The sequence below is a fragment of the Promicromonospora sukumoe genome (assembly GCF_014137995.1).
In the GTDB taxonomy this organism is placed as follows: domain Bacteria; phylum Actinomycetota; class Actinomycetes; order Actinomycetales; family Cellulomonadaceae; genus Promicromonospora; species Promicromonospora sukumoe.
This window is the reverse complement of record NZ_JACGWV010000001.1, coordinates 3,451,922-3,471,065: the sequence shown is the minus strand read 5'-3', so window position 1 is coordinate 3,471,065 and position 19,144 is coordinate 3,451,922. Positions and strand designations below refer to the sequence as shown.

Below are 19,144 nucleotides of genomic sequence, written 5' to 3'. Positions count from 1 at the left end.
ATGGACACCGAGAAGCTCTACGCGGCCCGGCTCAGGGCCTGCCACCTGCGTCCATACCTCGCGACCGCGCTGTTCGCCCTGGAGGTGGTGCCGACCCGGACCGTGCCGACCATGGCGGTGGACCGGAGCTGGCGCTGCTACGTCTCGCCCCTGTTCGTGGACCGGACGCCGCTGGACGAGCTCGCTGCCGTCTGGGTGCACGAGGTCTCCCACCTGCTGCGGGACCATCACATGCGGGGCAACCGCATCGTCGGGGTGCGCACCGGAGCCGAGGCGCGGAGCCGGCGGTTCCGGATCAACCTCGCGGCCGACTGCGAGATCAACGACGACGGCTTCGACGCCGACCTGCCCCTGCCGGCCGGGGCCGTGACGCCGGCCGCGCTGCACCTGAGGCCCGGCCTCCTGCTGGAGGAGTACGTTGGCGACATCAGCCCCGGACCCCTGACCGACCCGTACGCCTGGCACGACTGCGGCAGCGGTGCCGACGGGCGCGACCGGGCCTGGGACCTGGGGGAGGGCGGCTCCCACGGCCTGACCGAGTCGGAGCGTCAGTCGGTCAGGTTCCGGGTCGCGCGCGGGATCGTCGGCGCGCCCGGCGACGCGCCTGACGGCTGGCGGCGCTGGGCCAACGACGTCGTCCATCCGCCGCAGCCCTGGCGCGACCTGCTGGGCGCTGCCATCCGCTCGGCGGTGACCAGCAGCGGGGTCGGCGACAGCCACACCTACGGGCGCCCAGGCCGCAGGAGCGCGTCGCTGCCCGGGGTGATCCTGCCCAGCCTGCGGCGCAGGCCCCCGCAGGTCAGCGTGGTCATCGACACCTCCGGATCGGTCAGCGACGACGAGCTCGGCAGCGCGCTCCTCGAGGTCTCCGCGATCCTGAAGGCGTTGGGCGGGCGACGCGACCTGGTGACCGTGCTGTCGTGCGACGCGGCTGTGCACACAGCAGGGCGCATCTGCCAGGCGGAGGGCATCCCGCTGGTTGGTGGCGGGGGCACGGACCTGACGACCGGAATCACTGTGGCCCTCCGCAGGTCCCCGAAGCCGGACACGCTCGTCGTCCTGACCGACGGCCAGACGGCGTGGCCGTCCGCGCCTCCGCCGTGCCGGACGGTGATCGGGCTGTTCTCCCGGCCGAGCCGGTGGCACGAGGAGAGCCCGTACGTCCCGCCGGTACCGCCGTCGTGGGCCCGGGTGGTGCGCATCGGCTGATCCTCGGGCCCGGCGGCGGTGCCAACGCCGCGTATCGGGCATGCAGTTGCTGCCAGGATGAGGCCAGTCCTGGCAGCAACGGCATGGTCAGTGGTGGCCGCGGGACCAGGAACGGTACTCGGGGCCGGGTCTCCCGAAGCCGAGTCCGTTCTCGTCGAGAGCGGTGTAGACGAGAACCTGACCGTGCTCGAACGTGATACCCACGGCGACCATGCCGTTCGCCAGGTCAGGTCCGAGCCACTCGAGGAGCTCACCGGCGGCGACCCGCTGACCATGCAGGCGTCGCAGGTCCGGAATCGCGTCATCTCGCCAGACGAGTTCGCTCTCCGGCCAGGTCACCGGAGCCAGGGCGTCGATCGTGCCCCAGGTGATCGAGAGCTCGTCGAGCTTGTGGTGCTGGACCTCCAGCTGTTCGTCCCCGAAGTCGAACACCACCGGGGCGTCGGCGAACCACGAGCCAGCCTGGACGTCCCACAGCACCCACGCGTGCTTGAGCGTCCGGCCGAGCAGTGCGGTCAGGCGCGCGCCGTGCGTCGAGGCGACCGCCTCGATCCCGCGCTGGCACACCGGCCAGTAGTCCCCGATCCCGAAGAGTCCGTCCCAGGACGATGACTCGCCGGAGCCTGTGGAGCCTGGAGAGGTCATTCGTGCTCCGAGCGCCCGGCGAGCACCTGGCCGAGGCTGATGTCAGGCCACTTGCGCCACACCCTCCGTCTCCGACCACGCACCGTCAGGTCAGCCCGTTCGCCCTGCTCCGCGTCGTGAGACCCGAGGGCGATGACCAGGGCCTGCCGGTCCGCGTGCCGGTTCGCGCGGTTCACGAACGCCTTGTTCCGCGGGATGTTCTTCCGCGACGCCTTCGAGTTCTCGCCGTAGTTGTTGCGGCGGTCGTTGAGCAGGCTGAGCTGCTTCTTCTCCTGAGGAGTCCTCCGTCGTGGCACAGCTGGACGCTACCTTTCCGGCCGGCCCGGCCGACACTGGAATACTCGCGCCCATGTGGCGTGCGTACCTCCTCGTCGGGTCGTCGACGGCCAGTCTGAGCGAGCTGTCCGTGGCACTCGGCCCGTCGTCGGGCGACTCTCACTCGATCGGGGATCTACCCCGTCGGCCACGCCGAATTCCGGCACATGTGAAGGTTCCGCCGCCCAGACCGTTCGACTGGTCCAAGTGGACTCATCGTCTGTGGTGGCGTGCCTCCCGGCACGCGGGAGTGGACGGGATCACCCGTGCCATCGAGGCGCTCCCGGGCGACCTCGCTGACCGTCTGCGTTCACGCGCGGATCTCGGCGACGCGGTACGGCTCGTTGTCGTGCAGGACATGGACGGGCGGGACCCGCACGGAGCCCGAGGCTTCTTTCTCACGACTGAGGCACTGGCCTGGCTCGCGCGCGCCGGTGCGACCCTGGACATCGACCAGTACGCCGACCTCGTCGGCGAGCCCGACGAGGTGGTGGCCGGATACCGTCCGCGGCTCGACCTCGACTGGTGGCGGGACTCGATGGCTGCATCGCTGCGCCTTCTTGAGGTACGGTCACGCGAGCACGAAGAAGAAGAGACACCGGGCGTCAGCTTCGTCAGAGCAGCCTCGATGGAGCGCAAGGCGGTACTTCCGCCGGGGACTCCGGACTCTCTCGTGGCTCTGTATGAGGCCGTCGACGGGGTCTCAATCGTCTCCGTCGACGACGGCTACGTGATCCACCCGGCCGCATGGCTCAACGAGGCGAGCGAGCGGGGACATCCGGAGCGGGTCGTCGCTGACGGTGCTCACGCGGACGTCGTGACATTCGGTTCGGACGGCGTCGGTGGCTACTTCGCACTGGCGGTTGACGGCGGCCACGTGCTGTACGTTCCGCCGACGGAGGACCGTGAGGCGGTTCCGACCGTGGGCGCCGGAGGCGTCCGTGAGGTCGCGGCCGATCTCGACGCCTTCCTGCGTCAGCTGCTGGACGTCGTCGACGCTCATGTGGAAGGCCTACCTGCGTAGCCGGACCGCCTCCTCGTCAGCCGACCGCGACACCGAGCGCTTCGTCCGGGAAGACGAGTCCACCGTCTCTGACCTCCCGTGCGTCCGTACGCGGGTGGCCCACCGCCCTCCACAGGGCGTGGCCTGCGGCATACCGGACGTCGCCCGGGAATGTGTCCACGTTCGACGTCTGGATCGACGTCACGACGGCGAAGAACGCGGAACCACCGGGGAGCGCGTCGAGCGCCCGCACAGCGCCATCGACCGCCTCTTCGACCAAGTCGCTATCGGTGTCAAGGGCGTACGCGAACGCCCCGTATGAGTCGAGACGCCAGGCGAAGGGCGCCGTCCCGGCGGAGACGGCGTTCGTCGTGGCGGGTTGAGCGGCCACCACGACGTGGGCGTAGTGGAACAGCTTGTGGTGCATGTGCCGCAAGCGGTATTCGCCGACGACGAACGACGGCTCGGTCATAGCGACTGACCGTGCGTGGCGTCGGAAGGACTCATATCCGCCTCAGACCCCGGTGGGGAAGAATCGGGCCCCGTCGACCGGGATCGCCACGAGACTTCCGATCACGCTCGCGGGCGGGAAACCAGTCATCTCGACCATCGTGACCGCGGGTCCGGACCGGAGGACGAGGATGCCGTCCGGATCGAGCCTTTCGGCCAGTCCCCGCAGCCATGAACGGTGGTCGCTGTCGGCGCGTGGCTCCGAGGTCGCCCCGAGCACGACGTCGCCCCACTCGCACTGGCGGTCTGTCTCGACCTCGATGTCGACCGTGGCTCCGACCTGGGGCCGCGGCCCGACCCACGACCCGTGCAGCCGTCCGGCTGGACCGTCCACCACCACGTCCGACGTCGTGCCCTCTCCGGTCGCCACGACGGTCACCCGCATCCCCAGCACTCCCGTCCTGCCATCGTTCTCAACGATGTCATGAAGCCGCTGGTCCACCGGACCGATCCCCCGGACGGCGTCCACTACGAAGGCCTTGGCGTCGGCCAGGGACATGTCGAAGGCGCGGCTCATGGCCAGGATCGCGGTGATCATCGAGCCGGTGGCCTCCCGGACTGCGACGGCTGTCGCCAGCTTGACCATCTCGACGAATGCCCGGACCTCCGTGTGCACCACCGGCCATGGCCGCGGCACCGTGGTGGTCCGCGCATACCGGGACCCGATCGTCCACCCGCTTCCGGTGTCGACGATCCGCACGGCTCCGGGGACGTCGTAGGACATGGAGTCGAACGAGAAGTCGTGGCGCGGCTCGTCGGACTCCGGGGCCCACAGCTCGAGCGCTCGTGCCAGTTCCGCCACGGGGAACGCTCGCTCGGCGAAGACGACGGCCGCGCCTTCACGAACCGAGAAGTCAGCCTCTACGTCGAGCAGAACCTCTGCGCCGGTGAACGCTGTCAGCCCGTTCCTGGCTCGCAGGAGTTCGATACGACGTGGCAGGTCGGGCGCGCCCACGGTACCGAAGCGCAACAACGCCGTCGGCTCGTCGGGGACCTGCACCATCACCACCAGTCCCTTCGTCATGAGGCAGCGGGAGCCGCTCGCCCCGGATCATCTCAGACCGGAGCACCTGATCCAGGGCCGTGGTCGGGTGCCGGAGCCGGGCTGCGCGGGTACATGAAGGAGGGGCGAGGCAGACGGTGCAGGACGACGCCGTAAACAGGGCATGCAGCTGCTGCCAGGATCTGCCCGGTCCTGGCAGCAACTGCATGGTCACTACCAGGCTCCCGGCTATGCCGTCGGCGCCACCCCCGATGGGGGAGCCGCCGCCACCACCCGCGCCACCCCGCCCCGACCCTCCCGCCGGCGCAGGAACACCTTGATGATCTCCTCGACCACCAGCAGGCTCAGCGCCAGCGCGATGCACAGGCCCCACTGCTGCCCGTCGAGGTCCGTGGTGCCGAAGACCTGCTCCAGCAGGTCGATCGTCGTGATCGTGACGATCGCCAGCAGCGCCAGCCCGTAGCGCCGCAGCTGGGCGACGCCGGGCAGCGCGTCGCGGTCGAAGATCGTGCCGGTCTGGTCCCGCGAGAGCAGGCCCGCGATCACGTGGAACAGCGACAGCGTGGTGAGCAGCATCGTCGCCGCGACGATCGGGCCGCTCAGGCCGAGGCCGAGCTGGTACGCCACGAGCGCCCCGGCGGTCATCACGGCGCCCTGGACACAGAGCCGGATCCAGGCCGTCCGGGACAGGACCGGCGCCCCGACCGGGCGCGGGGGCCGGTCCATCAGGCCCTTGGTGGCCTGGTCGAAGCCGAGCGCGATCGCGATCGGGATGTCGACGACCATGTTGAGCCAGAGGATCTGCAGCGGGTTCAGGGGAGTGCCCGCCGCGATGTTCAGGATGCCCGCGAGCAGGAAGATCGCGATGTACGCGACGAGCGTGGACATCTGGAAGCGGAGGTACTTCACGAGGTTGTCGTAGAGGCTGCGGCCGTAGGAGACGGCGTTGACGATCGTCGCGAAGTTGTCGTCGGTCAGGATCATCACCGCGGCCTCCTTGGAGACCTCGGTGCCGGTGATACCCATCGCGACGCCGATGTCCGCGGCCTTCAGGGCGGGCGCGTCGTTCACGCCGTCGCCCGTCATCGAGACCACGTTGCCCGAGCGTTTGAGCAGCTGCACCAGCCGGATCTTGTCCTCGGGCGCCACCCGGGCGATCACGCCGATGCCGTCGAGCTGGGCCAGCAGCTCGTCGTCGGTCATCGCGGCGAACTCGCTGCCGGTCAGCGCCCGACCCTCGATTCCGAGCTCCCGGGCGATCGCGGCGGCGGTGGTGGCGTGGTCGCCCGTGATCATCCGGACCCTGATCCCGGCCGAGCGGCACTCGGCGATCGCCGTCCTGGCCTCGGGGCGCGGCGGGTCCACGATGCCCACCATCGCCAGCAGCGTGAGCTCGCTGACCAGGGAGATCAGGTTTCTGGGACCTGATCGTGCGGCGTCGAAGACCGTCGGGTCGACGTCGCGCTGCGCCACGACCATGACCCGTTCGCCGGAGTTGGCCATCCGGTTGTTCGCGTCCAGCGCCAGGCTGCGGTTCTGGTCGGTGATCGGCACGACGACGCCGTCGGGCGACCGGTAGGCGGCGCCGCGCGCGATCAGCACGTCGGGGGCGCCCTTCACGTAGCAGCGCACCACGGGGCGTCCGTCGTCGTCGGTCATGTCGTGGAAGGTGGCCATGAATTTGTACTCGGAGTCGAAGGGCACCTCCGCGAGGCGCGGGAAGTCCCGCCGCGTCTCGGCGATGTCCAGGCCGCCCTTGGCGCCGAGCACGATCAGGGCGCCCTCGGTCGGGTCGCCGATCAGGCTCTCGCCGTCGAGCACCGCGTCCGCGCAAAGCACCATCGGCAGGAGGTACGGGTCGAGGTCGATGCGCGAGCCGCCGACGTGCCTGATCTCGCCGACGGTGCCGTATCCCTCGCCCGTCACGGTGAAGACGTTCTGGCCGGGGATCGCCAGCTCCCGGGCAGTCATCTTGTTCAGGGTCAGGGTGCCGGTCTTGTCCGAGCAGATCGCCGACGTCGAGCCGAGCGTCTCCACGGCGGGCAGCCGCTTGACGATCGCGTTGCGGCGCGCGATCTCGCGGGTGCCCATGGAGAGCAGCGCGGTGACGACGGCGGGCAGCCCGGTCGGGATGGCGGCCACGGCCAGCGCCACGCCGGTGATGAACAGCGTGTCGAACGACTCGCCTCGGATCAGCCCGAGCACCACCACGAAGACCAGCGCGACGGCGGCGATCGACGCGATGATCCGGGACAGGCCGTCGAGCTGCTTCTGCAGCGGCGTCTTGTCGGTCTCCGTGCTGGCCAGCAGGTTCGCGATGTGACCGATCTCGGTGTTCATGCCCGTCGCGGTGACGACCAGCTCGCCACGGCCCCGGGTGACCGAGGTGTTCATGTACGCCATGCAGGTCCGGTCGCCGAGCGGGACGTCGTCGCCGGGCACCGGGTCGGTCGACTTGCTCACCGGCAGGCTCTCCCCGGTGAGCGCGGCCTCCTCGATCTCCAGGGTCGCGGCCAGCGTGATCCGGCCGTCCGCGGGCACGCGGTTCCCGGCCTCGACGAGGACGACGTCGCCCGGCACCAGCTCCCCGGCATCGACCTCGACGGCCTGGCCGTCACGCCGCACGCGCGCGACCGTCTTCATCATCTGGGCCAGCGCTGCGACGCTCTGCTCCGCCTTGGCCTCCTGCCGCAGGCCGATGACGGCGTTGAACAAGGTCAGGCCCGCCAGCACCAGCGAGGTGCCGATGTCGCGGGTGACCAGGAGGTTCACGACGGCGGCGACCAGCAGGACGATCTGCATGAAGTCGCGGTACTGCCGACCGAACGCCTGGAGCGCCGACTCCTTCTTCGCGGCGGCGAGCCGGTTCGGCCCGTACATCTCCAGCCGACGACCCGCCTCGGCGACACCGAGCCCCTCGACCACGTCGACGTGGAGCCGGTTGGCGACCTCGATGGCGTGCGTGGACGCCGGGTCCACCGAGATCCGGCCGATGGTCCGCGACATCGTCGCCTCCAGCGCGCTCTCTCGGGCGCACCCCCAGCCAGGCGACGCCTCGTCCGCACGCCCCACGATGGCCGACGGCGGCCGGTGCGGCCTCCCCCGAAACGGGCGACCGTGCCTGGCTGCGCCGCCCGACGGGATGTACACCGGGCCGGGGACGCGTTCGCTTGCTCAGCGCCGGAGAACCGAGAGGTGCTCGATCGGCGGTAGCCCGGTCAGGGTCCTGTCGTCCCAGGTGTGGTAGTCGAGGTAGGACAGGAGGCCGCCGTGGGCAAGCATGATGACCGAGCCGTAGAACGTGCCGTCCGCGTCGATGACCGACAGCTCCTGGAGGATCGGACCGTTCGGCAGGTCGGCGCGCGCGACACCGGGTTCGGTGACGGCGACGTCGTAGGACCCGCACCCGCAGCCGCACGTCGCGACGACCTGGACGTGTTCCGCCTGAGCACGTAAGTCTGCCGCGCCGGGGAAGTCGCCGCTGAGCAGCAGGTCGAGGATCGCGCGCTCGTGCTGTGTCAGGTCCCGGGCATCCGGCACCGTCGAGTTGTCCACTCCCGAACGATAACGACGTCGGCCGAACTGGCTGTGACCACAGCAACCGCTACCAGTTGACCACAGCGGTTCCTGCCAGCAGGAGGCCCCTCGTGGCAGCAACTGCTGTGCCCGACGCCGCCCGTCGGCCGGGTCAGCCGCGTCGGATCACGGCGGCGGTTCGGTGGTCGTCTGCCGCAGGCCCTTGGCCAGCGCGCCGATGCTGCGCGCCAGATCGGCCAGCGCTTGCGTCGTCGTCTCGTCGGGCCCGGTCAGTCCGGAGAGGCGGCCGTATGCCTGGCCGGCCCAGTCCTCCGCTGACTTGAAGCTGCTCATTGCCTCGTCGATGCTCATGTTTCGACGATGCCACGCCGCCCTGATTCGGCACTCCGGGGCCGGGGTGAACTACGCCGGCCACTGGGTCGGCGGGCCCTTGATCTACTACACCCGAGCACGAGAAACGGCGGCCGACCTGCACGACGTCGCGAGACGAAGTGCAGGTCAGCCGCCGTTCCGGGGCATCTCAGCAGGTCACGAGGGACCGACTGTCAGATGTCGTAGTACAGCTCGAACTCGTGCGGGTGCGGCCGCAGGCGGATCGGGTCGATCTCGTTCTCGCGCTTGTACGCGATCCAGGTCTCGATCAGGTCCTCCGTGAACACGTCACCGGCGGTGAGGTACTCGTGGTCGGCCTCGAGCGCGTCGAGCACGCCACCGAGCGACGTCGGCACCTGGGCGATCTGCGCGTGCTCCTCGGGCGGCAGCTCGTACAGGTCCTTGTCGACCGGGGCCGGCGGCTCGATGCGGTTCTTGATGCCGTCCAGGCCGGCCATCAGCATCGCGGAGAACGCCAGGTACGGGTTCGACGACGGGTCCGGCGCGCGGAACTCGATGCGCTTGGCCTTCGGCGACGTACCCGTGATCGGGATACGGATCGAGGCGGAGCGGTTGCGGGCCGAGTAGACGAGGTTCACGGGAGCCTCGAAGCCCGGCACCAGGCGGTGGTACGAGTTCACCGACGGGTTGGTGAAGGCGAGCAGCGACGGCGCGTGCTTCAGGATGCCGCCGATGTACCAGCGAGCCAGGTCGGACAGGCCGCCGTAGCCCTTCTCGTCGTAGAACAGCGGCTCGCCGTTCTTCCAGAGCGACTGGTGCGAGTGCATGCCCGAGCCGTTGTCACCGAAGATCGGCTTCGGCATGAACGTGGCCGACTTGCCGGCCTCGAACGCGACGTTCTTGATGACGTACTTGAACTTCATCAGGTCGTCGGCGGCGTGCAGCAGGGAGTTGAACTTGTAGTTGATCTCCTGCTGGCCGGCGGTGCCCACCTCGTGGTGCGCGCGCTCGACGGAGAGGCCGACCTGGGCGAGGGTCTTGACCATGTCGTCGCGCAGGTCCGCGAAGCGGTCGCTCGGCGAGGTGGGGAAGTAGCCGCCCTTGTAGCGGGTCTTGTACCCGAGGTTGCCACCCTCCTCCTCGCGGCCGGTGTTCCACGCGGCCTCGACGGAGTCGATGGAGTAGAAGCTCTCGTTCGCGGCGGTCTTGAAGCGCACGTCGTCGAACACGTAGAACTCGGCCTCGGCACCGAAGAAGACGGTGTCGGCGATGCCGGTCGACTTCAGGTAGGCCTCGGCCTTGGCCGCGATGTTGCGCGGGTCGCGGGCGTAGGCGTCACCCGTGAACGGGTCCACGATCGAGAAGTTCACGATCAGGGTCTTGGCCTTGCGGAACGGGTCGATGTACGCCGTCGCGACGTCCGGCACGAGCTTCATGTCGGACTCGTGGATCGCCTGGAAACCGCGGATCGACGAGCCGTCGAACATGAGGCCCTCGCTGAAGGCGTCCTCGTCGAACTGCTCGACCGGGATGTTGAAGTGCTGCGTAACGCCCGGCAGGTCGATAAACCGGACGTCGACGAACTCCACCCCCTCGTTGCGGGTGAAGGCGATCGCCTCCTCGGCGTTCTTGAACATCTGCGCTCCTTGCTCGCTCGATAAGTTCAGGGGGAGTCCGTCGGACCATGCCCGGGACGAGCTGGGCACTGTCGCTCGCGGATCGCCACGAACCTATGGGCAGGTGGTTTCTCTCTGGTTACTGATTGTTGCGGGGATGTTTCTCGGGCCTCTCGGCCGTGTAACCCCGGGGAGATGTGCTGGTCGAGACTCCGGCAGCGATCCCCAGAGTGCCAGAACTCACATGGCGTGGCCCGGCGGCGTCCGTCCATCGGACGGATGAAAGGACGGGTGAAAGGAAGGCAAAGGGGCGCCTCCCGGTGGAGAGGCGCCCCTTCACGATGATCGCTTGACGGCTGCCCGACGGCGGCGGCCGGGTCAGCGACCGCGCATGCCCTTGCGGTCGGGACGCGCGCGGGTCGGGTCGATGCCCTTGGGGATCGGCAGCTTCATGCCGCCGATCGCCTTGAGGCGCTTGCTGATCTCGGCCACCTCGGCGCGGGTCAGCGTCGACTTCAGCTTGGTGACGGCGCGCGCGACCTTGGTCAGCGGCACCTGCCCCTCGCCGTCGCCGCACTGGATCACCGTGACGGGCACGTTGGACAGGATGCGGCTGACCCGTTTGCGCTCCTGGTCGAGCAGGCGCGTCACGCGGTGCGACGGCCCCTCGGAGACGAGCACGATGCCGGCCCGGCCGACGCCCCGGAACACGAAGTCCTGGTTCCGGGCGTCGACGGCGACGGGCTCCTCCTCGAAGGTCCAGCCGCCACGCACGGTGCCGAGCGCGGCCCGGGCCGCGCCGGGCTGACCGGCGATCTGCGTGTACGCGGCCTTCTCGGCGCTGCGCGACAGCACGAACATCGCCGCCAGCACGGCGAAGGGCACGCCGATGACGAGCGCGTACACCCACGGGCCCGCGAGGACACCGATGAGCAGCGCCACCGCCACCACACCGACGAACGCGGCGAGCATCCACCAGGTGACGAGCGGGTTCTGCTTGCGGGTCATCTTGTAGACGTCCCACAGCTGGTGATACCAGCGGCGCTTCTTGGGCTTCTTCTGCTTGGTGACGGACGCGTCGTCGCGCGCTTCGCCTCCGGACGAGGTTCGGGCCATGGTCATCGATTCTAGTGCGCTGCGAGCGGTCGGCGTGCCGGGCCGGCGAGCCGGGTCAGCGGGCCAGCAGGCTCGCCGCCTCCTGACGGGAGGTGGTGGGCTGTGCGAGGTGCGACAGCGCCTCGGGGATCGGGCGGCCGTGCTTGGTCATCGCCTGGCCCCACAGCCGGCCCGCGCGGTAGGAGGAGCGCACCAGCGGCCCGGCCATGACGCCCAGGAAGCCGATCTCCTCGGCCGCCTCGGACAGCTCCACGAACTCCTCGGGCCGCACCCAGCGGTCCACCGGGTGGTGCCGCAGCGACGGGCGCAGGTACTGGGTGATCGTGATGATGTCGCAACCGGCGTCGTGCAGGTCCTGCAGCGCCTGCTTGACCTCGTCGATCGTCTCGCCCATGCCCAGGATCAGGTTGGACTTGGTGACGAGGCCGGCGTCGCGGGCCCGGGTGATGACCGAGAGCGACCGCTCGTAGGTGAACGCCGGGCGGATCTGCTTGAAGATGCGCGGCACGGTCTCGACGTTGTGCGCCAGCACCTCGGGGCGGGACTCGTTGACGGCGTCGAGCAGCTCGGGGATGGCGTTGAAGTCCGGGATCAGCAGCTCGACGCCGGTGCCGGGGTTCAGCGCGTGGATCTGGCGGACGGTCTCCGCGTAGAGCCAGGCGCCGCCGTCGGCCAGGTCGTCGCGGGCGACGCCGGTGACGGTCGAGTACTTCAGGCCCATGGTCCGCACGGACTCGGCGACGCGCCGCGGCTCGTCCTTGTCGAAGTCGGCGGGCTTGCCGGTGTCGATCTGGCAGAAGTCGCAGCGGCGGGTGCACTGGTCACCGCCGATGAGGAACGTGGCCTCGCGGTCCTCCCAGCACTCGAAGATGTTGGGACAGCCGGCCTCCTCGCACACCGTGTGCAGGCCCTCGCCCTTGACGAGCGATTTCATGTCGCGGTACTCGGGCCCCATCACCGCCCGGGTCTTGATCCACTCGGGCTTCTTCTCGATGGGCGTGGCCGAGTTGCGCGCTTCGATGCGCAACATACGTCGGCCTTCAGGTGCGATGGTCACGCAGATCCCTCCCAGGTCAGCGGGTTCGCCCACCTTATGCCTCGGGCGCCCGGCGTCGCGCGGCCGTCGGGCGGCCCGCACGTGTCGTTCGTCACGGTGGGCCGGACGGTCGATCAGGCGGTCGATCAGGCTGTCGGTCAGACGGCCGCGGTGACCGGTTCGGACGGCGCGGCCGCCCGCGCGAGCAGCGGCGTGAGGCGCTCGATCAGCGCCGCCTCCAGGAGGGGCCGCACCTCGTCGACGGTGACCTGCCGGCCGAGCTCGGCGGTCAGGGACGTGACGTCGGCGTCCTCCGCGGGGATGCCGCAGGGCACGATGTGGTCGAACGCGGCCAGGTCGGCGTCGCAGTTCAGGGCGAGGCCGTGCATGGTGACGCCCTTGGCGACCCGCGCCCCGATGGCGCAGATCTTGCGCTCCAGCCGGGGGTCCGCGACGTCGGGGGAGTCGGCGGCGACCCACACCCCGGAGCGGCCCTCGACGCGCATGGTCGCGAGGCCGAACGCGGTGCACACGTCCATCACGGCCTGCTCCAGCGTGCGGACGTACTCGACGACGTCGAACGGCTTGGCCAGCTTGATGATCGGGTAGGCGACGATCTGCCCCGGCCCGTGCCAGGTGATCTTGCCGCCGCGGTCCACCTTGACGACCTCGGTGCCGTCGGTCGGGTACTCGTCGCGGTGCGTGCGCGCCCCCGCCGTGTAGACGGACTGGTGCTCGAGGAAGAAGACGGTGTCGGCCAGGTCCTCGCCGCGGACGCCCTCGTGGGTGCGTCGCTGCAGGTCCCAGCCCTCGTGGTACTCGACGTGCCCGGTGAGGTGTCGGATGTCCATGCGCGCAAGCCTAAGCCCGCCCGTCGGGCCCGCAGGAGGCGGCCCCGGCTGACCGGGATTCAGCAGGCTGGATACGGCCGTAACTGGCCCGTTGACGGTCGCAGGCAGCCTGCTGAACCAACCTCAGTCCGGCTCGGTCCGGCTCGGCCGAGCTCAGTCGAGGTGGATGTCCGCAGGACGAGCCGGCGGTGGGGACTGGGCCGGGAGGTCCTTCAGGTGGGCGACGACGACGGCGCCGATGCCGCCCGGGCGGTCGTTGTCCGCGGGCTTGAAGCGCAGCAGCACCACCTTGTCGGTCGCCAGCAGCCGGTTCTGCCGAGGCGCGTCCTTGACCAGCGCTTCCGGGGTGGAGTGCGGCCCGACGCCGTCGATCTCGACGACGAGCCACCGCCCGTCGCGCAGGCGCCAGCCGAGGTCGCACCGGCCGAGGAACTGGCCGCCCCGGCGGAACACGACCTGGAGCCGGTGCGGGGGCACGTCGTGATCGACGCAGGAGAGCCGCGCCCGGGTCTCCGCGGGCGACTCGTCGCGGCCGTCCGCGAGGCTCAGCCGGTCGACGGCCTCCACGGATCCACGGCGTCCGTGCAGCAGGCGCTCGACCTCGGCGAGCCTGGCGTCGTCGATCAGGTTCTTGTTGAGGGCGCTGCTGACCACGGCGACGCCGTCGTCCCGGGAGAGGCCGGGCAGGGCCTGCGCCAGCGCGTACTCGATCTTCGCGATACGCCAGTCGCCGTACCGCTGGGACGCGAAGTTCCCGTACTGGCGCACGAGTACGCCGTCCCGCCCTTGATGGCGAGTGCCTCGGGGGAACGAGATCTCGGGGTCGATGCGCCGAGGCAGGCCTGCGACGCCGTGCAGGGCGAGCGCCGCGGACCCGACGGCGGCCGTTCCCGGCCAGACGAGCAGACCCTTCACCGCGGACCGGCGTCGGAGGTGGTCGAAGTAGTCGTCCCGGACCCGCTTGCCCGGTTCCACGGGATCCGTGTCGAGCACCCGGCCGCCCTCCGTGCGCCAGACGCCGCGGTCGACGAGCCGTCCGATACGCCGCCGGTCGACGCCGGCGGCGTAGCACTGTCGCACGGAGACGAGGCCTTCCTGGCGGGCGGCGAGGTCGTGCAGCACCTGGGGGACCGCGGTGAGCGAACGCATGCGGCGATCAGATCACCGCGGGCCCCGCCGTCGACGCCGCGCGGGCCACCCCTGTGCACAACCTCGCCGAACCCCACCCTGTGGTCGCGCTACCCCTCAGCTGCCGCCATGGCTGGCGTCGGTCAGGGCAACGCTGCTGAGCTGGATTCAGCAGGCTGAGGACGACCGCATGTGGTCCGGTAGCGGTCGCCGATCTCCTGCTGAACCACAGTCAGCAAGCGGATGCCGGAAACGAGCCCCGTCAGGAGGCCGGGAGGGGCTCCGACGGGCAGCTCGTCAGCACGTCCTCCATGGCGTCGTGCTCGGCGGGCGTGACCCACAGCTCGTACTTGGCCTTGACGGCGATCTGCCGGGCCACGTACTCACAGCGGAAGGCCTGGTTCTCGGGCAGCCACTCCGCGGCGTCCTTCGCGCCCTTGCCCATGTTGGCGGGGCCGTCGGAGGCGATGAGGTTCAGCGGGTCGTTCGCGATCTCGACGCGCTTGTCCTTGTTCCAGTCGGCGGCACCCGTGGTCCAGGCGTTCATCAGCGCGACGACGTGGTCGATCTGCACGTCGCCCGAGCGCTCACCGCGCTCGAACTCGATGGTCTCGCCGGTGTACGGGTCGTCCAGCGTGCCGGAGGCGACCTGGCACGAGTCGCCGTCGGTCAGCACGAAGTCGTCGAGGTCGCGCTGGAGCATGTCGTTGCGGGTGTCGCAGCCGTTGTCGTCGACGTCCTGCCAGGCGCTGCCGAAGTCGGACTCGCGGTCGTAGCCGTCCTCGGTGGCGGCGTCCTGCACCGTGAGGACGTCCAGCGTCGCGAGGGCCGAGCCCTCCGCGCCCTCGGCGGGGGCGACGTCGTCGCCCAGGGACTTGACGACGAAGTTTCCGGCCAGCACGAGCGCCGCGACGGCGATGAGCACGAGCTGCAGGGTCTTGCGGGTCTGGCTGGACTTCTTGGCTGTGGCGGACACGAGCCCCTCAATCTGTCGGCCGGTGGTCCGGACCGCAGATGGCCGGACAAAGTCTTAGAACGTGCGAAACGTACCTCTTGCCCCAGTCTGCCAGAGTTGTGTTACGGGGATTTAGCGGCTGACCAGTAATCTCGCGTCGCCGCGTCCTCCGGGGCACCATGGGGCCATGGCACTTCGGATCGGGATTGTCGGCTACGGCGGAGCGGGCAGGCAAATTCACGCCCGACTGGCGCGAGCTGCGGGTATGTCGGTAACGGCGGTGGTCGCGCGCGACTCCGGACGGCGCGTCCAGGCGGCCGGCGACTGGCCGGGCGCACGGCTGTTCAACGACCTCACGTCGATGCTCCTGGAGCCCTGCCTCTACGACCTGGTCGTGATCGCCAGCCCCTCGTCGCTGCACGCCGAGCACGCGAACGCCGTCTCCGTGGCGGGCAAGCCCTTCGTGCTGGACAAGCCGATCGCGACGACGGCGGCCGAGGCGCGGCGGGTCGTCGCCGCGGCGTCGGCGTCGGGCACGCCGTTCACCGTGTTCCACAACCGGCGCTGGGACCCGGAGCAGCTCACGCTCAAGGCGCTGCTGGACCGCGGCGACCTCGGCAAGGTGCACACCTTCGAGCGGCACTGGGAGCGCTGGCGGCCCAAGCCGCAGCAGCGCTGGAAGGAGAACGACGTCGTGGGCGGCGGGCTCCTGCTCGACCTCGGCCCGCATCTCGTGGACTCCGCCACGCAGCTCTTCGGGCCGGTCGTCTCCGTGTACGCCGAGACGCGGACGCTGTCCACGCCCACCGAGGACGACGTCTTCCTCGTGCTGCACCACGCCGCGCCGGGCACCCGGCCGGGCCCGGTGCCGGGTCGTGCGGCGGCCGCCGACGTGCTGTTCGGCGTCGAGCCGCCCGCCAAGGGCGTGGTCTCGCGGTTGTGGGCGGGCTCGCTGGTCGGCGCGCCCGGCCCGCGCACCCGCGTGCTCGGGGACGGCGGCGCGTACCTGGTCCACTCCTTCGAGGCCGACGCCTCACCCTTCGACGTGCTCGACGACGACCAGCCCGAGGGTACGCACGGCTGGCTCACCCGCGGCCGCGAGCGGACGGCCGTGCCGCAGCCGCGTGGCGGGCACGGCGACTTCTACACCGCCGTGGCCGAGTGGCTCGCCGGCGAGGCGGAGGTACCGGTCGATCCGGCCGACGCCGTCCGGACCGCGGAGGTGCTGGACGCGGCCCGGGTCTCGGCAAAGGAAGGGCGGCTCGTCGACGTGTGAGTCCCTCGGCGGACCCGGGAGTTCACCCACAGGGCGTCGGATTCGGCAAATCCTGTGGATAAAGAGCGGGCCTCGATTCACGGAGTTCTCATGAACGGGTGCACTACATCGAATCCGCGGAACTGGTCCGCGTAGCCGTCCCCATGGAGGCTGCGTCACGGGACCTCCTGGTGCGCCGCCTGGACACCCTCGCGACACTGGACCACCCCCATCTCGTGCCGCTCATCGCCATCTCGCCGAACGGGCCGGACAACCTCGACGTCCGGCTGTCCCGGACCGGGGCGGTCGACCTGCCGACGGCCGTCGGCTCGCGCGGTCCGCTGACCGCCGCCGAGGGCGCGGGCATCACCGTCGCGATCGCGCAGGCACTGGCCGCGCTGCACAGCGTGGGCCTCGTCCACGGCGGCGTGCGGCCGACGGACGTGCTGCTGCGCAGCGACGGCAGCGCCATGCTGCGCCCGCGCGTCACGCTGCCCGAGCACAGCGACGACCCGGTCGACGTCACGTCCCTGGCCACGCTCGTCGAGTCGGTGCTGGGCTTCCCCGGCCCGAGCCTGGACTCCAAGGCCGACCAGGCGCTGCGGGCCGTCCTGGCCCGCGCCCGGGCGGAGGACCCGCGCGACCGGCCCGAGCCGGGCACGCTCGCCGCGCTGGCGGACGTCGCCGTGCAGACCGAGCCCGTCCGGCTCCCGGACGCCTCGGCGCTCGTCTCGGCCGCCATCAGCGGCCCGGTGCCCATCGCGGGCCACGTGCCGCTGGGCGCGCACACGCCGTCGCCCTGGCGGTCGGCGGCCAGGACGCTGACCGGCTCGATCGCCGCGGTGGACGCCCGTTCGTGGGCGACCACCGCGCGACGCCGGGCGACGCTGCCGGTCTCGGGCCGGGCAGCCACGGCGCGGCCGGGCGCCAAGGCCGAGCAGCCGCGCGCGCTGGCGGGCTCCGTGCTCGCGTCGGTCATGATCGCGGCCGGTGTCGTCGCGGGGATCTCCGCGGGCATCACCGCCATCCCCGAGGCGTTCGGCGGCGAGGAGCCCGCCGTCGCGGCGCCGTCGCCCGACTCGGCCGCTCCCGCGTGGGGCGGCGGCATCAACCCGGTGAGCAACGCCAAGGACCCGGCCGGGGCCGCCGTCGAGCTCACGGAGCGCCGCCTCGCGCTGCTCGCGGGCGCCGTGTCCGACATCAGCACGGTCAACCTGGAGGGCTCGCCGGCCTACGTGGCCGACCAGAAGATCCTCCAGGAGCTCAAGCAGAACAAGGCGCAGGTGGTCGGGGCGTCGGCGGAGATCCAGTCGACCGAGGTCGTGACGCAGGGTCCGGGTGCCGCGACGGCCGTGCAGAGCGCGACCACGACGTCGAACAAGACCGAGACGTCGGACAGCACCGAGGGCAAGAAGAAGCAGGTCATCGAGGCGGTCGTGCGGATCGAGTACACGATCACCGCGCACCTGCAGGTCTCCGCCGACGGCGAGACCGCGGTGCCCGCGTCGAAGGAGCAGGCCGACCTCACCCTGGTGTGGACGCCCGGCGGCTGGCGGGTCTCCGAGGTGCGCTGACCCGGCTCAGCCCCTCGCCGCGACCCAGCGCGCCGCCTCCTCGGGGGCGGCGTGCGTCCAGGCGAAGCCCGTCCGGCTCAGGACGGCGGGGACGACCCTCTGGGAGGCCACCAGGTCGGCGGCGAGCTGACCGACCGCGATCCGCAGCGCGAACCGCGGCACGGTCAGCGCCGCCGGGCGGTGCAGGGCCTTGGCGAGCGCGCGGGTCAGCTCCCGGTTGGTGGTGGGCTCGGGCGCCACGGCGTTCACGGGTCCGCGCACGTCCGCGCCGATGACGTGCCGGATCACCGCGACCTCGTCGACGAGCGTGATCCAGCTCCACCACTGCCTGCCGCTGCCGAGCGGCCCGCCGACGCCGAGGCGCAGGAGCGGCAGCAGCCTGCCGAGCGCCCCGCCCGAGGCCCCGAGCACGATGCCGCTGCGCAGCCAGACGACGCGGGCCCCGGCGTCGGCGGCGGGTGCCGTGGCGTTCTCCCAGGCCTTGACCAGTTGCGCGAGGAAGTCGTCCCCGCGCTCCGACGCCTCGGTCAGCACCTCGTCCCCGCGGTTCCCGTATGCGCCGGTCCCCGAGGCGTTCACCAGCACCGGCGGGTCGTCCAGGCGCGCGATCGTGCGCGCCAGCAGGCTCGTGGTGGTGGTCCGCGACCCCAGGAGCTTCTGCCGGTAGGCCGGGGTCCAGCGGTGGTCGCCCACCCCGGCGCCGGCCAGGTTCACGACGGCGTCCGCGCCCTCCAGCGCGGCCGGGGCGAGTTCGCCCGTGCGCGGGTCCCACAGCACCTGGCGCACTGCGGGCGGGTCGGTCGCGGCGTTCGTGGGGTTCGTGCGGAGCGCGCCGTCGTCGGACGAGCTGGTGCCGCGCGGTCCCGTGCCGTCACCCGACCCGGTGCCTCCCGAGCCGGTGCCGCGGCGCACCAGGCGCCGCACGCCGTGCCCCCGGGCGACGAGGTCCGCGACGAGCGCGGAGCCGATGAAGCCGTGCGAGCCGGCCACCGCAACGTCCATGCCGCGAATCTAACGCGCGGGGCGCCGCTCAGAAGGGTGACGTACAGACGGCTGTG

General features: G+C 70.9%; 18 protein-coding genes. 4 read left to right on the top strand and 14 right to left on the bottom strand.

Translation table 11 applies throughout. The features are described from left to right. Nucleotides 1–1,209, top strand: a complete 1,209-nt coding sequence (locus FHX71_RS15370; protein WP_182617778.1) for a vWA domain-containing protein — start codon at nt 1–3, stop codon at nt 1,207–1,209. Nucleotides 1,210–1,296: 87 nt separating this feature from the next. Here FHX71_RS15370 and FHX71_RS15365 read toward each other — a convergent pair whose 3' ends face one another. Both FHX71_RS15365 and FHX71_RS15360 read right to left on the bottom strand, forming a co-directional pair. Then, a complete protein-coding gene (locus tag FHX71_RS15365; RefSeq protein ID WP_220489695.1) occupies nt 1,297–1,854 on the bottom strand; it encodes a hypothetical protein in 558 nt (185 codons plus the stop codon). Continuing rightward, entirely contained in the window at nt 1,851–2,150 is a 300-nt protein-coding gene (locus FHX71_RS15360; protein WP_182617776.1) for a hypothetical protein, read from the bottom strand. Before FHX71_RS15360 ends, FHX71_RS15365 begins: the two co-directional genes overlap by 4 nt. Here FHX71_RS15360 and FHX71_RS15355 point away from each other — a divergent pair. Further along, nucleotides 2,144–3,193: a carbohydrate kinase family protein gene (locus FHX71_RS15355; protein WP_182617774.1), complete on the top strand. Its 1,050-nt coding sequence runs from the start codon at nt 2,144–2,146 to the stop codon at nt 3,191–3,193. The two genes, FHX71_RS15360 and FHX71_RS15355, sit on opposite strands and share 7 nt — an antisense overlap. Nucleotides 3,194–3,209: 16 nt before the next feature. On the opposite strand, the gene FHX71_RS15350 is transcribed toward FHX71_RS15355, so the two are convergent. The 11 genes from FHX71_RS15350 to FHX71_RS15300 form a co-directional block, all read right to left on the bottom strand. After that, nucleotides 3,210–3,644 carry a hypothetical protein gene (locus tag FHX71_RS15350; protein ID WP_182617772.1) on the bottom strand — a complete coding sequence of 145 codons (435 nt, stop codon included), beginning with the start codon at nt 3,642–3,644 and terminating at the stop codon, nt 3,210–3,212. A gap of 42 nt (nt 3,645–3,686) precedes the next feature. Beyond that, nucleotides 3,687–4,706, bottom strand: a complete 1,020-nt coding sequence (locus FHX71_RS15345) for a DUF7878 domain-containing protein (RefSeq protein ID WP_182617770.1) — start codon at nt 4,704–4,706, stop codon at nt 3,687–3,689. A 207-nt stretch (nt 4,707–4,913) separates the two neighbouring features. Further along, the gene (locus tag FHX71_RS15340; RefSeq protein ID WP_182617768.1) at nt 4,914–7,691 is read right to left on the bottom strand and encodes a cation-translocating P-type ATPase; all 2,778 of its coding nucleotides are present in this window, start codon (nt 7,689–7,691) and stop codon (nt 4,914–4,916) included. Between the two features lie 168 nt (nt 7,692–7,859). Then, nucleotides 7,860–8,240 (bottom strand): hypothetical protein, encoded by a 381-nt coding sequence (locus tag FHX71_RS15335; RefSeq protein WP_182617766.1) that lies wholly within the window; start codon nt 8,238–8,240, stop codon nt 7,860–7,862. A gap of 147 nt (nt 8,241–8,387) precedes the next feature. Then, nucleotides 8,388–8,573, bottom strand: coding sequence for a hypothetical protein (locus FHX71_RS15330; protein ID WP_182617764.1), 186 nt, complete (start codon nt 8,571–8,573; stop codon nt 8,388–8,390). Between the two features lie 194 nt (nt 8,574–8,767). Then, a complete protein-coding gene (glnA, locus tag FHX71_RS15325) occupies nt 8,768–10,192 on the bottom strand; it encodes a type I glutamate--ammonia ligase (protein ID WP_182617762.1) in 1,425 nt (474 codons plus the stop codon). Between the two features lie 357 nt (nt 10,193–10,549). Continuing rightward, nucleotides 10,550–11,287, bottom strand: coding sequence for a DUF4191 domain-containing protein (locus FHX71_RS15320; RefSeq protein WP_182617760.1), 738 nt, complete (start codon nt 11,285–11,287; stop codon nt 10,550–10,552). A gap of 55 nt (nt 11,288–11,342) precedes the next feature. Continuing rightward, nucleotides 11,343–12,344 (bottom strand): lipoyl synthase, encoded by a 1,002-nt coding sequence (gene lipA, locus FHX71_RS15315; protein WP_182617758.1) that lies wholly within the window; start codon nt 12,342–12,344, stop codon nt 11,343–11,345. 137 nt (nt 12,345–12,481) lie between these two features. Beyond that, a complete protein-coding gene (lipB, locus tag FHX71_RS15310; protein ID WP_182617756.1) occupies nt 12,482–13,174 on the bottom strand; it encodes a lipoyl(octanoyl) transferase LipB in 693 nt (230 codons plus the stop codon). A gap of 153 nt (nt 13,175–13,327) precedes the next feature. Beyond that, the gene (locus tag FHX71_RS15305) at nt 13,328–14,323 is read right to left on the bottom strand and encodes a putative endonuclease domain-containing protein (protein WP_182617754.1); all 996 of its coding nucleotides are present in this window, start codon (nt 14,321–14,323) and stop codon (nt 13,328–13,330) included. A 241-nt stretch (nt 14,324–14,564) separates the two neighbouring features. After that, on the bottom strand, nt 14,565–15,278 hold the full coding sequence (locus FHX71_RS15300) for an HNH endonuclease family protein (RefSeq protein ID WP_182617752.1): 714 nt from the start codon (nt 15,276–15,278) through the stop codon (nt 14,565–14,567). A 166-nt stretch (nt 15,279–15,444) separates the two neighbouring features. On the opposite strand from FHX71_RS15300, the gene FHX71_RS15295 reads away from it, so the two are divergent. Both FHX71_RS15295 and FHX71_RS15290 read left to right on the top strand, forming a co-directional pair. Beyond that, on the top strand, nt 15,445–16,533 hold the full coding sequence (locus FHX71_RS15295) for a Gfo/Idh/MocA family oxidoreductase (RefSeq protein ID WP_182617750.1): 1,089 nt from the start codon (nt 15,445–15,447) through the stop codon (nt 16,531–16,533). Nucleotides 16,534–16,631: 98 nt separating this feature from the next. Continuing rightward, the gene (locus FHX71_RS15290; protein WP_182617748.1) at nt 16,632–18,086 is read left to right on the top strand and encodes a serine/threonine-protein kinase; all 1,455 of its coding nucleotides are present in this window, start codon (nt 16,632–16,634) and stop codon (nt 18,084–18,086) included. A gap of 6 nt (nt 18,087–18,092) precedes the next feature. Here FHX71_RS15290 and FHX71_RS15285 read toward each other — a convergent pair whose 3' ends face one another. Further along, nucleotides 18,093–19,088: a TIGR01777 family oxidoreductase gene (locus FHX71_RS15285; protein WP_182617746.1), complete on the bottom strand. Its 996-nt coding sequence runs from the start codon at nt 19,086–19,088 to the stop codon at nt 18,093–18,095. Nucleotides 19,089–19,144 lie beyond the last annotated feature (56 nt).